The sequence below is a fragment of the Pelomonas sp. CA6 genome, assembly GCF_022549225.1.
GTDB lineage: Bacteria > Pseudomonadota > Gammaproteobacteria > Burkholderiales > Burkholderiaceae_C > Roseateles.
The window spans coordinates 1-13,103 of sequence record NZ_JAKZFD010000005.1 but is presented as its reverse complement, the minus strand read 5'-3'; the positions used below and the strand labels follow the sequence as shown (position 1 = coordinate 13,103).

The following is a 13,103-nucleotide window of genomic DNA, read 5'->3' as shown; positions in this document are numbered from 1 at the left end:
CGAAGGACCCGCATCGCGGGTTCCCTCCTCCAAGGCTTGATGCCCGTCATGCCCTATTGCTATTGCGAATGGTTCGCATTTAAGATGATGGCATGAACGCCACCCACACCCCACCCCTGTCCAGCGCCGCGCTCGCACCCGCGCTGGATGCCGCCCCTTGCCGGCCCATCGTGGGCAAGGATGTCGCGCCCGGCCTGCGGCGCCGCTGGAACAGCCAGACCCTGCTCGGCCAGGACCGCGAGATCGAAATCGAGCATGCCGGCCAGCTGTACCGCCTGCGCGTGACCTCGCTGGGCAAGCTGATCCTCACCAAGTAAACGCCCGCCCTCGGCCACGGCCCGCTGGGCACTGCCCAGGCGCCGGCCCCGCTTCTCCATTCCTTCGCTGTCATCCCGGGACCTGACGAACCAGGCCCGCCACCGCACCAGCCAGCCGCCGCGCCAGCCCGTGCCAGATCCCTCAAGGACCTCTGCACCATGCTGCTGCGCCAGACACCCGTCGCGCTTGCCCTTGCCTTCGCCTTCGGCGTCCAGGCCCAAACCGCATCCACCGCGCCCACCGCCCCCGCGGCTCCGGCCAACGCGGCCTCGGCCGCGCCCCAGCTCGCCGAGCTGACCGTTTCCGCCACCCGCACCGAGCGCGCCACCGACGCCGTGCCCAACACCGTCAGCGTCTACGGCCGCAAGGCGCTGGAGCGCCGCGATGCGCGCGACCTGAAGGAGCTGCTGAAGGACGAGGTGGACCTGGCCGTGCGCGCCAGCACGCCGCGCTTCGGCGCCACGGTGGGCTCATCGGGCCGCGCCGGCAATGAGGGCATCAACATCCGCGGGCTGGAAGGCAACCAGGTGCTGATGATGGTGGACGGCATCCGTCTGCCGCAAAGCTTCGCCTTCGGCCCCTTCGCAAGCGGCCGCGCCGACCACGTGGGCCTGGACGGTCTGGCCAGCGCCGAGGTGCTACGCGGCCCCGCGTCGGCCCAGTACGGCAGCGACGGCCTCGCCGGCGCGCTGAGCCTGCGCACCCTGTCCGCCCAGGACCTGCTGAAGAATGGCAAGACCTTCGCCGGCTACGGCCTGCTGAGCGCCGCGAGCGTGGACGACTCGCGCCAGGCCAGCACCGCGCTGGCCTTTGCCAACGGGCCGGACGGCGCCGCCGGCCGCTGGGACGCGCTGCTGCAGGCCTCCGTGCTGCGCGGCCACGAGATGGGCAACCAGGGCGACAACAAGGCCCCCAACAGCGACCGCACGGCGCCCAATCCGGCCGACATCCGCAGCCACAGCCTGCTTGCCAAGCTGGGCTGGCGCCCGCTGGCCACGCATCGATTGGAGGCCACGCTGGACCTGCACGAGCGCAAGACGGACTCCGACGTGCTCAGCGCCCGCGCACGCACCGCAAGCACGGCCAGCTCGGTGCTGGCCCTGCAGGCGCGAGACAAGCTGGAGCGCCGGCGCGTCTCACTGCGCCACGACTACGAAGACCTGAACGCGACCTGGCTGCAGAAGGCACAGACCACGCTCTACGTGCAGGACAGCGAGACGCGCCAGCACTCCTTCGAAGACCGCAACACCGCCTCCGACCGCGTCCGCGATGGCCGCTACCGCGAGCGCGTGGTGGGCCTGTCCAGCCTGGGCCAGACCCAGCTGAGCAGCCAGCGACTCAGCTACGGCCTGGACCTGAGCCGCAACACCTTGCGCGCGCTGCGCGACGGCAGCCTTGAGCCGGGCGGCGAGGCCTTCCCCAGCAAGCCCTTCCCCGACACCCGCTACACCCTGGCCGGTGCCTTCGTGCAGAGCGAGATCGAGACCGGCAGCCTCAGCCTGATCCCGGCGCTGCGCTTCGACCACTACAAGCTCTCGCCCAGCAGCGCGGGCTACAACGGCACGGTGGTGTCGCTGTCCGACCAGGCGGTGACGCCCCGCATGGGCCTGGTCTGGCGCGCCAGCGAAAGCCTCCAGCCCTACCTGCAATGGGCACGCGGCTTCCGCGCGCCCACGCCGGACCAGGTCAACAACGGCTTCTCCAACGAGGCCCACGGCTACATCAGCATCGGCAACCCCGACCTGAAGCCCGAGCGCGCCAACAGCTGGGAACTGGGCCTGCGCGGGCGCATCGCCGACACGCTGCGCTGGCAGCTCAGCGCCTACGACAACCGCTACCAGGACTTCATCAAGCAGCAGGTGATCCGCGGCAGCGGCCGGCCCAAAGATCCCATGGTGTTCCAGTACATCAACCTGACCGACGCGCGCATCCGCGGCGTCGAAGCGCGCGCCTGGTGGCAGGCCACGCGGGGCCTCAGCCTCAGTGCCGCGGTGGCCAGCGCGCGCGGGCACAGCCGCCAGAACGGTGTCGACACCCCGCTGGACACCGTGCAGCCGCTGACCGCCAGCCTGAGCGCGCGCTACGAGCAGAGCCACTGGCACCTGCAGGCCAGCCTGCAGCACAGCGCGGCCAAGAAGGCCTCGCAGGTCAGCGACCCCAGCTACTACGCGCCGCCGGGCTATGACGTGATCGACGTCGGCGGCGGTGTGCAGCTGAGCCAGTCGCTGAGCCTGAGCGCCTGGATCACCAACCTGACCGACAAGACCTATTGGCGCTGGAGCGACGTGCGCGGCGTGAGCGCCGACAGCCCGGTGCTCGCCGCCTTCACCGCCCCCGGCCGCGCGCTGCGCGTCAGCCTGCGCGCCGAATTCTGATCCCCGAGGAGGAGCCCCCATGCAAGCACGCCACACCCAGCTGCGCCAGGCCTTCAGCACGGCCCGCCGCGAACGCAAGGCCCGCCACCGCGACATCGCGCAAAGCCTGGCCGTGTCTGAAGCCGAACTGCTGGCCGCCCATGTCGGCGCCTTCGGCGAAACCGAGTCGCCGCTGCGCGCGCGGCCGCTGCGGCCCGCCTGGCAGGACCTGATCGCCGCACTGGAACCGCTGGGCGAGCTGATGGCGCTGACCCGCAACGAGTCCTGCGTGCACGAGAAGGTGGGCGTCTACCGCCACGTCAGCGCCCAGGGCCCGCAGCGCCTGGTGGGCCTGGTGCTGGCCGGCGAGATCGACCTGCGCGTGTTCTACAGCCACTGGTCGGTGGGCTTCGCCGTCAGCGAACGACTCGCCGACGGCGCGCTGCAGCGCAGCCTGCAGTTCTTCGACGCCGCGGGCCAGGCCATCCACAAGATCTTCCTGCGCCCGGGCAGCGACGCCGACGCCTACGAGGCCCTGGTGCAGCGCTTCCAGGACGACGACGCGCTGCAGGACTGGCAGCCCGGCCGCGCCTGGGAAGAGCCGGCCGAGCGGCCCGACGCGGACATCGACGCCGCCGCGCTGCGCCGCGACTGGGCCTCGCTGCGCGACACGCATGATTTCTTCGGCCTGTTGAAGCGCCATGGCGTTTCGCGCACGCAGGCGCTGCGCCTGGCGGACCCAAGCTTCGCGCAGCCGCTGCCGGTGGCCAGCGCGCACGAGCTGCTCAGCCGCGCGGCGCAGGAGCGCGTGTCCATCATGGTCTTCGTCGGCAACCCCGGCATGATCCAGATCCACAGCGGCCCGGTGCAGAAGGTGGCGGTGAGCGGCCCGTGGATCAATGTGCTGGACCCGGGCTTCAACCTGCACCTGCGCGAGGACCACATCGCCAGCGCCTGGCTGGTGCGCAAGCCCACGGTGGACGGCCTGGTGTGCTCGCTGGAGCTGTTCGATGCCCAGGGCCGCACCATCGCGATGATGTTCGGCGAGCGCAAGCCCGGCCAGGCCGAGCGCTGCGACTGGCGCACGCTGCTGGAAAGCCTGGCGGACGGCCAGTCCCGACCGGCCGGGGGCCTGCCATGCTGAGCCGCCGCCGGCTGCTCCCCGCGCTGGCGCTGCCGCTGCTGAGCACCCGCGCCCGCGCCGCCAACGCCGCGCCGCGCGTCGTCAGCATCGGCGGCGCGCTGACCGAGCTGATCTACGAACTGGGGGCCGAACCGCTGCTGGTCGGCGTGGACAGCACCTCGCTGCATCCCGCGCTGGCGCAGAAGCTGCCCAACGTCGGCTATGCGCGCACACTGTCCGCCGAAGGCCTGCTCTCGCTCGCGCCCACGCTGATCGTCGCCACCGAGGAAGCGGGCCCGCCCATGGTGCTGCGCCAGCTGGAGCAGGCGCGCGTACCGCTGCATGTGCTGCGCGCCGAGCATCGCTTCGAAGGCCTGCTGGAGCGCAACCGCCGCCTGGGCGAGCTGCTGGACCGCCGCGCCGCGGCCCAGGCCCTGGAGCAGCGCCTGCAGAGCCGCTGGACGGCCGCGCAGCAGCAGGTGGCCACCCTGCGCGGCGCGGCGGGCGCCCGGGGTGCGAAGGGCTCGCCGCGCGTGCTCTTCGTGATGGCCCATGGCATGAACCAGCTGCGCATCGCCGGCGGGGACACGGCGGCCGACGCGATGATCCGCTACGCCGGCGCGCTGAACGCGCTGGGCGAGACGCGCGGCTACAAGGCGCTGACGCCCGAAGCCGCGATCGCCGCCGCGCCGGACGTGATCCTGGCCACCCAGCAGGGGTTGGAGGCCGCCGGCGGCGAGGCCGGTCTGCTGCGCCTGCCCGGCCTGGCACAGACGCCCGCGGGACAGGCGCGCCGCATCGTCGCGCTGGAGGCCATGGAGTTGCTGGGCTTCGGGCCGCGTCTGCCGCAGGCCCTGGGCCGGCTGGCCGAGAAGCTCTATGGCTGAGGTCAAGCCCCGCGGCCACGGCCTGGCCTGGTCGGGCGAGCCCAGCGGGCTCCCCCTGCCGCGCGAAGCCTCGCGCGGCGGGCCCGCCGCGTTCACCGCGGCCAAGGCCTGGTGGCTGCTGCCGGCCCTGCTGCTGGCCATGGCGCTGGTGGTCCAGTGGGGCCCGGTGGCCATCGACGTCGCGGACTGGCTGAACCCGCCGTGGAGCGAGGCGCCCAAGGGCGGCGGCGCCCATGTACTGTGGCAGCTGCGCCTGCCGCGCGTGCTGCTGGCCGCCTGCGTGGGCGCGGCGCTGGGGCTGGCCGGGGCGCTGTCGCAGGCCTTGTTCCGCAACCCCATGGCGGAGCCCGCGCTGCTGGGCGTGACCAGCGGCGCCGCCGCCGCGGTGGCGCTGTGCCTGACCCTGTTCGCCGGCGTGCAGCTGGCCCTGCCCGCGCCGCTGCGCCTGTGGCTGCTGCCGCTGGTGGGCTTTGCCGGCGCGCTGCTGGTGTGCGCGCTGCTGGAGCGACTGTCGCGCTGGCTGGCGCCGGGCTCGATCGCCGCCCTGCTGCTGTGCGGGCTGGCGCTGCAGGCGCTGAGCTTCGCGGTCGTCGGGCTGTGCAGCTTCCTCGCCAACGACGAACAACTGCGCGCGATCAATTTCTGGACCCTGGGTTCGCTGGCCGGCGCTGGCTGGCCCATGGCGCTCACCATGGGCGCGGCGCTGCTGCTGGCGGGCCCGCTGGCCTGGCGGCTGGCTCCGCAGCTCAATGCGCTGGCGCTGGGCGAGGCGGTGGCCGCGCATGTGGGCGTGCCGGTGCAGGGCCTGCGGCTGCGCGCGGTGGCCATCGTCGCCGCGCTCAGCGCACTGGCGGTGGCCTGGTGCGGCAGCATCGGCTTCATCGGCCTGATGGCGCCGCATCTGGCCCGCCAGCTCGCCGGCGCCGACCTGCGCCGGCTGCTGCCCCAGGCCATGCTGGCCGGAGCCCTGCTGCTGGTGCTGGCCGACACGCTGGCGCGCACGCTCGCCGCGCCGGCCGAGATCCCGGTGGGCGTGTTCAGCGCGCTGATCGGGGCACCCTGGTTCCTCGTGCTGCTGCGCGGCGCGGTGCGCCGCCTGGGGAGTGCCTGATGCTGACGCTGGAACAGATCCGCCAGACCCAGGGGCGGCTGCACCTGGGCCCCCTGAGCCTGACGGTGCGGGCCGGGGAACGCGTCGCCATCCTGGGCCCCAGCGGTGCCGGCAAGTCCACGCTGCTGCGCCTGCTCAGCGGCGAACTGGCGCCGCAGCAGGGTCAGGTCTTGCTGGACGAACTGCCGCTGCGGCGCTGGACCAGCGCGGCGCTGGCGCGCCGGCGCGCGGTACTGCCGCAGCAGCATGGCGTGGCCTTCGGCCTGCCAGTGGAACTGGTGGTCGCGCTGGGCCGGGTCGCGCGAGCCGACGACGAGCCCCAGTCGCGCATCGTGCGCCAGGCCCTGGCCCAGGCGCATGCCGAGCATCTGCTGGGCCGGCGCTTCGACACCCTGTCCGGCGGCGAACAGGCGCGCGTGCAGCTGGCGCGCGTGTTTGCGCAGGCCTGGGACACGCGTGACGGGCTGCTGCTGGTCGACGAGCCGTTGGCGGCGCTGGACCCGGGCCTGAGCCTGGCACTGATGGACGCGATGAGCGCCTTCGCGCAGGAACGCGGGCATGCGCTGATCGCCGTGCTGCACGACCTCAATGCCGCGCTGAATGGCTTCGACCGCCTGTGGCTGCTGCGCGAAGGCCGGCTGCTCGCCGATTGCGCGCCGCTGCCCGCGGTGCTGCCGCTGCTGGAACAGCTGTACGAGCTGCCACTGCGCCTGCTGCACGACGAGCAAGGCTTCGCGGTGCTGCCGCGGGGGCGGGCCCCGACCCAGGCCGGCCTCGCCCGCGAGCCGGCGCGCGGACCGGCCTGGAACGGCCCGGCGTCCGGCCCCAGGGGCCGCCCGCTGGCCCCGCCTCTACAGCGAGACGACGCATGAAACCCGGCGTGCTGGCCCTGGTGGCCCTGCTGCACGGCCTGCTGCTGGCCCTGGCCTGGCAGCGGCACGCCATGCCCTCGCGCGAACCCTTGCGCCAGGGCGTCGCGCTGCGCCTGCTGCAGGCCGAGAAGCCCGCCCAGCCGCTGTTGCGCCCGCGGCCGGAACCCGCCGTGGCGGACCGGAGCCCGCCCCCGCGGCCGCCCCACCCCGAGCCGCTGCCGCTGCCCACATGGGCCGACGCCATGGCGCCGCCCGCCCTTGCCGCCGCCGCCGCGCCGACCATCGCGCTGACCGCGCCAGCGCCCGTCGCCGCCGCGCCGCGCGCCAGCCCGATCGCCCAGGCCGTCCAAGCCGCCACCGCCGCAGCGGCCGAGGAACCGGTCCTGCTTCCGCCCGAACATCGTCTGTGCAGCGAACGCCAGACCGCCCGCCACTACCCCGCGCTGCTGCGCGAACGCGGCATCGAGGGCCGCGTACTGCTGCGCGTCAAGGTCGACGAGCTGGGCCAGGCCGCCGAAGTCCTGGTGCTCGGCGGCAGCGGCTGGCGGCTGCTGGACGAAGCGGCGCGCGAAGTGGCCCGCGCCTGCCCCTACCTCCCCGCGCGGCGCGGCGAGCAACGCCTGGCCAGCTGGGTCGAGATCCCGGTGCGCTTCGCGCTGCAGCGCACGCCTTCTTCCGCGATGAACTCCCCCGCCCTTCACTGAGGAGCCCCCCCAATGTGCGATCAACCCAAGCTCTCGGGTGACGGCCTCGCCCTCCCCGGCGCCTCCGCGGCGTACGCCGCGCCCCGCCCGCTGTTCTCGCCGCTGCTGGAGCCCGCCGCCGAAGCCGCGCCCGCCGTGCCGCAGGCCACCCCGCCCGAGCGGCCGGCCTCGCGCGGCTCGCGCCGGCGCCGGTTGTGGGAGCTGCCGGCCCAGGCCCTGTGCCCGGTGATCGGGGTCTGCCTGCCCATGCCGGTGCTGCGCAGGCGTCTGGGCAAGGCCCTGGGCGGCGAGGCACTGGCCAACGACTACGAACTGCACTGCGGCGCGATCAACGAATGCGGCCGCCGCGGCAGCATCGCCGAGCTGCTGCAGCGCGAGCTGGACCAGCGCTACGCGATGGCGCTGCGCCAGTCCGGCCAGCACAAGACCGCCGAGGCCCTGACGCGCTGGTGGAACGCCGCGCTGCAGGGCAACGACGTCGCCGGCGCGCTGTGGGGCACGCTGACCCATGCGCGCTGCGACGCCGCGCTGCAGGAGCGCGTGCTGCGCGACATCCACATGCTGCAGCACCAGGTCGGCGCCGCCAACCGCGCCGACCTGCAGCGCCTGGACGCACTGCAGGACGAGAACGCCGTGCTGGGCCGCGAACTGGCCCAGGCGCAGGCGCGCAGCACCCAGCTGCTGGCCCAGCGCGCCCGCGAACTGGAGCGCGCCCAGGCCGAGACCCTGCGCCTGCGCGGCGAGCTGATGGGCCGCGACACCCTGATCGCCGGCCTGCGCGACGAGCTGCAGCAGCTGGAGACCAGCCTGCCGGGCCTGCGCCATCGCCACGAGCAGGCGCGCGAGCTGCAGTCGCAGCAGCAGCGCATCCACCAACTGGAACGATCTCTGCTCGCCGCGCAGCAGCAGGCCGAACGCGCCCGCCTGGCCGAGCAACGCCTGGCCGACGAGGCCCAGGCCCTGCGCGCGCAGCTCGCCGCCAGGCTGCCCGCCGCCGAGGGCGCCGGCGCCGAATCGGCCCCGCTGCCCTCGCTGGACGAGCGCGCCGTGCTCTGCGTCGGCGGCCGCCCGGCCGTCGTGCCCATCTACCGCCAGCTGATCGAACGCACCGGCGGGCGCTTCCTGCACCACGACGGCGGCGAGGAAGACGCCGTGGCCAAGCTCGACGCCAGCCTGGCCGCCGCCGACCTGGTGATCTGCCAGACCGGCTGCATCAGCCACGACGCCTACTGGCGCGTGAAGGACCACTGCAAGCGCCACGGCAAGAAATGCCTGTACCTGGAGTCGCCCAGCGCCAGCGGCCTGCGGCGCGCGCTCGGGGCCCTGGGCCAGGGGGAAGACGTGGAGATCTCAGGCCTTCGGCAAGGGCAGCAAGCCTGAGCCACGGCGGCGGCCACGCGCCGCCCCGCGCGACGCGTGGCGCGCCTTGGGCGGGGCGGTCAGGCCTACGCCGCTCAAGCCTTCACTTCGACCACCGGTTCGAACCCGCCGAAGATCATGCGTTTGCCGTCGAACGGCATCGGCAGGTTGCCGGGGGTGGACGGATCCATGCGCGGGTCTTCCATCATCTTCTTCATGGCGGCGTCGCGCGTGGCCTTGTCCGGCCATTCGACCCACGAAAAAGCCACCGTCTCCTCGGCCGTCGCCTGAACCGCTCGGCGGAAATCGGTGAGCTTGCCGTCGGGCACGTCGTCGCCCCAGCCTTCGATCACACGCAAGGCGCCCAGCTCGATGAACATCGCATCGAACTGCCGCGCATGCTCGATAAATTTCTGCTTGTTGGCGGTGGGAACCGGGATCACGAAACCATCGATGTAGGACATGTCTTCACTCCTCGTCAGTTGACCAACCGACGCGCCCGCCGGAGGGCGCCTCGTGCTTCATCGACGAACGGCGGGGTGCCCAATCGACATCGCGTCCATGACCGGAGAGCTGTGCTCTGCGGCGGTACGGGAGTAACGCCGCCACGAATGCCCATTGATTTGCCGATCAACAACAACTGGATAGGACATCAGATCAGGCCCATGGCGCCCGGCAGATCAAACGGGTTCTTCGCCGGCGCCTGCGGGCCAGCCCAAGAGCGGCCGCCTTCGATGCGGCATCGTCGGCCGGGGGCCGGTGGCGGGTTGAGGCTGGTTGCGGAAGTTCACCAACGGCCGCTTTGGGGTGTCTCACTGCCGGCCAATGAGTCCAAAGGGCTGCGCACGGCGCTACCTCCCGCCCTGAGTACAGGGGTATAGATCATGGTCGTCGCCACATCGGCATGGCCCAGAAGTTCTTGCACCGTGCGGATGTCGCTGCCGGCCTGAAGCAGGTGCGTCGCGAAACTGTGCCGCAGGGTATGCGGCGTGGCAGGCTTGGTGATGCCGGCAGTCTGCACGGCCCGCTTGAATGCTCGCTGAAACGTCTCATCATAGAGAGGATGCCGGCGCACGACGCCGCTGCGCGGGTCGGTGGAGTGGTGATCCTGCGGAAAGACCCAGAACCAAGCCCAGCTGACGCCGGCGCGCGGGTACTTCCGCTCCAAGGCATACGGCATCTCCACGCCGGCTTGGCCTTGCGCAACAGCGGCGGCCCAGACCTGCCGGCATTCGCCCAACTGCCCCCTCAGGGCAGGGAGCAAAGACTGCGGCAACATCACCACCCGGTCCTTGCCGCCCTTACCCTTGCGGACATAGATGGCCCGGTGGCCGAAATCCACGTCCTTCACTCGCAGACCCAGCGCTTCCGAGATGCGCATGCCCGTGCCATACAGCAACTCGACCAATAGCCGATGGACGCCAGACATCGCCGCCAAGATTGCCTGGACCTCATCACGGCTCAGCACCACCGGCAGGCGCGGCTTCGGCACCGGCCGACCAATGTCCTTCATCCAAGGCAGCTGATGACCCAGCACCTTGCCGTACAGGAAGAGCAGGGCCGACAGCGCCTGGCGGTGACTGGACGGCGACAGCTGGCGCTCAGACGCCAGGTGGGTCAAGAACGCTTCGACCTCGGGCCCACCCATCTCGGCGGGATGCTTGAGCTGATGAAAGCGGATGAACGCACGAGCCCAGTGAACATAGGCCCGCTCCGTGCGCAGGCTGTAGTGCACGAGCCGGCAACGCTCACGCATCTGATCGAGCAGACGTACCGAACGAAGCGGTGGAAGGTCTACGACCGGCGCAGGACGTAGGGTTCCCCGGGGGACGGTTGGACCCGAAAGAGATGGCAACATTGCGGCCAGCCTTCCTCCTGAGGGGGCGCCGCGCGAACCCTTCAGGACACATGTAACAGGCGCGGCATTTGCCGTTAAAAATAGTGCTGTATGAAAGTACAGTCAACAGGGAGAAAGAACAGATGGGACAGCGGCTTACGCACGCCATGGCGCAGCCGTTACCGCACGGCCTCCGGTGTTATCCGACACTTTCTGTCGGTATATAACTAGTTATGCATCTCCCGAGATCAACCGATGAAATTCAGTTGCCACTGTGGTGAAGTGATTCACGACAACACCGACTACCAAAGCCACAAGGCCTATCTGATTCCAGATGAGACCTACGAATCAGCGCTGGAGAAAATTGAATCTGGCGAGTCCCCTTGGAACGCGCTTCGCAAGGTAAAGCGGGTCATGTACCAGTGTCATGCATGCGCAAGGCTGTTCATTGATGACCACCAAGGAGAGCTCATCTGTTTTGCACCAGAGGGCGATGTGGTTTTTGAAATCCTCAAGGGAGCAGCACCAGATGCATAACCTTTTGGTCAAGCGGACCTGCGCCAGCTATGCTGGCTTGTCCGCTTACCGCGAACTACAAGGGCTTCCCCGTCCGTCAAGCCAAACGAATCCCTAATGGCCCGCCTTGCGGGCCATTTGTTCATCTGCATTCCCTTCAAGACCTTCAGCCGTGATGTCGGCGCGTAGTGGCGGGAACAACAAGGTGCGGACTGGCCAAACTACAAACGGTCATTGGTGTGGCGCTCAATGCCACGGACCCTGATGAAGGACGCACGCGAGGGACCCATTCGTTAGCCGGCAAGTCTTGCGCCGCCCTTGAGTTAATCGGTTACGCCCCGCGCAGGTCCAAACCTGTTGTCATCAACGCTTGCCGTCACACGGCGGTGGGTTCTGTACTCCTGTAGCTGTTCGGCGAACTGGCGGACTCGGCACCTTCACGCTGGCAGCGTGAATGCCTCACCGCGTCTGAGCACCGCCCAAGCCATGCGTGCGTTCTTGGCCGCAATCGCCACCACGGCCCGCCAGTAGCCACGCCGCTCGACCAGGGCCAGCGCCCATCGACTGGTGGCGTCCGTCTTGTTCTTGGCAGCTGCCAGCAACGCCTTGGCGCCCAGCACGAGCAGGCTGCGCAGATAGGCGTCGCCCGCCTTGGTGATGCGCCCCAGCCGCGTCTTGCCGCCCGAGCTGTATTGGCCCGGTGTGAGGCCCAGCCAGGCCGCGAACTGCCGGCCGCAATCGAACTCGTGTCCATTGCCGATCATGGCCAGCAGGCAAGTGGCGGTGGTGGGGCCCACGCCGCCCAACTGCATCAGCCGCTGGGCACGCTCGTCATCCTTGGCCATGGTCTGGATGTGGGCGTCGTACTGCGCCACACGTTCGTCCAGCCGTGTGACTTCGCTGAGCAGGTCGCCAATCACGGTGTTGGCGTAGCCGGGGAGATCCTCCAGGCACTCGCAAGCGCGGCGGCGCACGGTGGCCGCCTTGAGCGGCAGCACGACGCCGAACTCGCTGAGCAGACCGCGAATGCGATTGAGCGTGGCGGTGCGCTGCTCGACAAATCCCTGGCGAGCGCGGTGCACCATCAGGCGCGACTGCTGATCCTGGTTCTTGATCGGCACGAAACGCATGTGCGGGCGCTGAATGGCCTCGCAGATGGCCTGTGCGTCAGCCGCATCGTTCTTGCCGCGCCTGCCCGTCATGCGATACGGCGTGACGAACTTCGGGGCAATCAGCCGAACGGTGTGACCCGAGGACTGGAACAGCCGCGCCCAGTGGTGAGCCCCGGAGCAGGCCTCCATGCCAATCACGCAAGGCGGTAGGCTGGCAAGCAGCGCATGGAGCTTCTCGCGCGGCACAGCCGGCCGAATCAATTCGGCCTTGCCGGCCTCATTCACCCCATGCAGGGCAAATACGTTCTTGGCGAGGTCGATACCTGCGTAGAGAATGGCCATAACTTCCCCTTCCGAATGAGTAGATGAGAAACCGCACTTCCCATCGTGACACCTGGTTGCCGTTTGCCGCAACGCGGCTGGTTCGGGACAGGGAAGTCCCTTTCATTCGTTAGGCGTCCACAAAGTCATGCCCACACTGCGCTTTCCGATACCAGTCAAGGCCGAGGGTCGCTTTATCAAGCAAAGCGGCCCCATTGGTCGCTTCGGTCATGTCGTCCTCGTTGTCGAGCAGGTAGCAAGCCCGAAAATTGAGTTCTCCTGGCAAGTACCAGAGTCATCTATCCCCGCAATGTTTCAGGCCTCAGTAGCCAGAGGCGTGTGTCGACTGTTTGAGCCCGATGGAAAGCTTGCTGAGTTCACTCCAGGCAGTCTGCTAGTGCGTGTCGTTGGCGGCACCTTCCATCCAACCGACTCAAATGAAATCAGCTATGAAATTGCGTCGGCAAATGCCTTCGCTAACGCCGTCGCCGCAAATGCCGCCGCCTAACCCTTTACAGGGACTTCCCACCGCGTCAACACCGTCTCATTGAAGTCCCCCGCAAGACCTGACCCCGATTGATCCGGATTG

Annotated in this window: 13 protein-coding genes; 10 read left to right on the top strand and 3 right to left on the bottom strand. The window is 69.9% G+C overall.

Translation table 11 applies throughout. The features are described from left to right. Positions 1-92: 92 nt before the first annotated feature. The 8 genes from hemP to LZ017_RS09795 all read left to right on the top strand — a co-directional run bounded on the left by hemP (position 93) and on the right by LZ017_RS09795 (position 8,749). The gene (hemP, locus tag LZ017_RS09830) at positions 93-317 is read left to right on the top strand and encodes a hemin uptake protein HemP (protein WP_241396643.1); all 225 of its coding nucleotides are present in this window, start codon (positions 93-95) and stop codon (positions 315-317) included. 159 nt (positions 318-476) lie between these two features. Continuing rightward, positions 477-2,693, top strand: coding sequence for a TonB-dependent hemoglobin/transferrin/lactoferrin family receptor (locus LZ017_RS09825; protein WP_241396642.1), 2,217 nt, complete (start codon positions 477-479; stop codon positions 2,691-2,693). A 19-nt stretch (positions 2,694-2,712) separates the two neighbouring features. Beyond that, on the top strand, positions 2,713-3,816 hold the full coding sequence (locus LZ017_RS09820; protein ID WP_241396641.1) for a hemin-degrading factor: 1,104 nt from the start codon (positions 2,713-2,715) through the stop codon (positions 3,814-3,816). Then, complete coding sequence (locus tag LZ017_RS09815; protein WP_241396640.1) at positions 3,810-4,682, top strand: hemin ABC transporter substrate-binding protein; 873 nt, start codon at positions 3,810-3,812, stop codon at positions 4,680-4,682. The genes LZ017_RS09820 and LZ017_RS09815 overlap by 7 nt, the downstream gene beginning before the upstream one ends. After that, complete coding sequence (locus LZ017_RS09810; protein ID WP_241396639.1) at positions 4,675-5,793, top strand: iron ABC transporter permease; 1,119 nt, start codon at positions 4,675-4,677, stop codon at positions 5,791-5,793. Before LZ017_RS09815 ends, LZ017_RS09810 begins: the two co-directional genes overlap by 8 nt. Beyond that, the gene (locus tag LZ017_RS09805) at positions 5,793-6,665 is read left to right on the top strand and encodes an ATP-binding cassette domain-containing protein (protein ID WP_241396638.1); all 873 of its coding nucleotides are present in this window, start codon (positions 5,793-5,795) and stop codon (positions 6,663-6,665) included. Before LZ017_RS09810 ends, LZ017_RS09805 begins: the two co-directional genes overlap by 1 nt. After that, positions 6,662-7,369 carry an energy transducer TonB gene (locus LZ017_RS09800; RefSeq protein ID WP_241396637.1) on the top strand — a complete coding sequence of 236 codons (708 nt, stop codon included), beginning with the start codon at positions 6,662-6,664 and terminating at the stop codon, positions 7,367-7,369. The genes LZ017_RS09805 and LZ017_RS09800 overlap by 4 nt, the downstream gene beginning before the upstream one ends. A gap of 12 nt (positions 7,370-7,381) precedes the next feature. Beyond that, positions 7,382-8,749 (top strand): DUF2325 domain-containing protein, encoded by a 1,368-nt coding sequence (locus LZ017_RS09795; protein WP_241396636.1) that lies wholly within the window; start codon positions 7,382-7,384, stop codon positions 8,747-8,749. Between the two features lie 74 nt (positions 8,750-8,823). Here the strand turns inward: LZ017_RS09795 and LZ017_RS09790 are convergent, their stop codons facing one another. After that, positions 8,824-9,192: a DUF1428 domain-containing protein gene (locus LZ017_RS09790; protein WP_241396635.1), complete on the bottom strand. Its 369-nt coding sequence runs from the start codon at positions 9,190-9,192 to the stop codon at positions 8,824-8,826. 323 nt (positions 9,193-9,515) lie between these two features. After that, on the bottom strand, positions 9,516-10,586 hold the full coding sequence (locus tag LZ017_RS09785) for an integron integrase (protein ID WP_374109906.1): 1,071 nt from the start codon (positions 10,584-10,586) through the stop codon (positions 9,516-9,518). Between the two features lie 234 nt (positions 10,587-10,820). Here LZ017_RS09785 and LZ017_RS09780 point away from each other — a divergent pair, with 234 nt between their 5' ends. Next, on the top strand, positions 10,821-11,102 hold the full coding sequence (locus tag LZ017_RS09780) for a hypothetical protein (RefSeq protein WP_241396633.1): 282 nt from the start codon (positions 10,821-10,823) through the stop codon (positions 11,100-11,102). A 416-nt stretch (positions 11,103-11,518) separates the two neighbouring features. Here LZ017_RS09780 and LZ017_RS09775 read toward each other — a convergent pair whose 3' ends face one another. Then, positions 11,519-12,535 carry an IS110 family transposase gene (locus tag LZ017_RS09775; RefSeq protein WP_241396632.1) on the bottom strand — a complete coding sequence of 339 codons (1,017 nt, stop codon included), beginning with the start codon at positions 12,533-12,535 and terminating at the stop codon, positions 11,519-11,521. Between the two features lie 127 nt (positions 12,536-12,662). Between LZ017_RS09775 and LZ017_RS09770 the strand changes: the two genes are divergently transcribed. After that, positions 12,663-13,022, top strand: coding sequence for a hypothetical protein (locus LZ017_RS09770; RefSeq protein WP_241396631.1), 360 nt, complete (start codon positions 12,663-12,665; stop codon positions 13,020-13,022). Positions 13,023-13,103 lie beyond the last annotated feature (81 nt).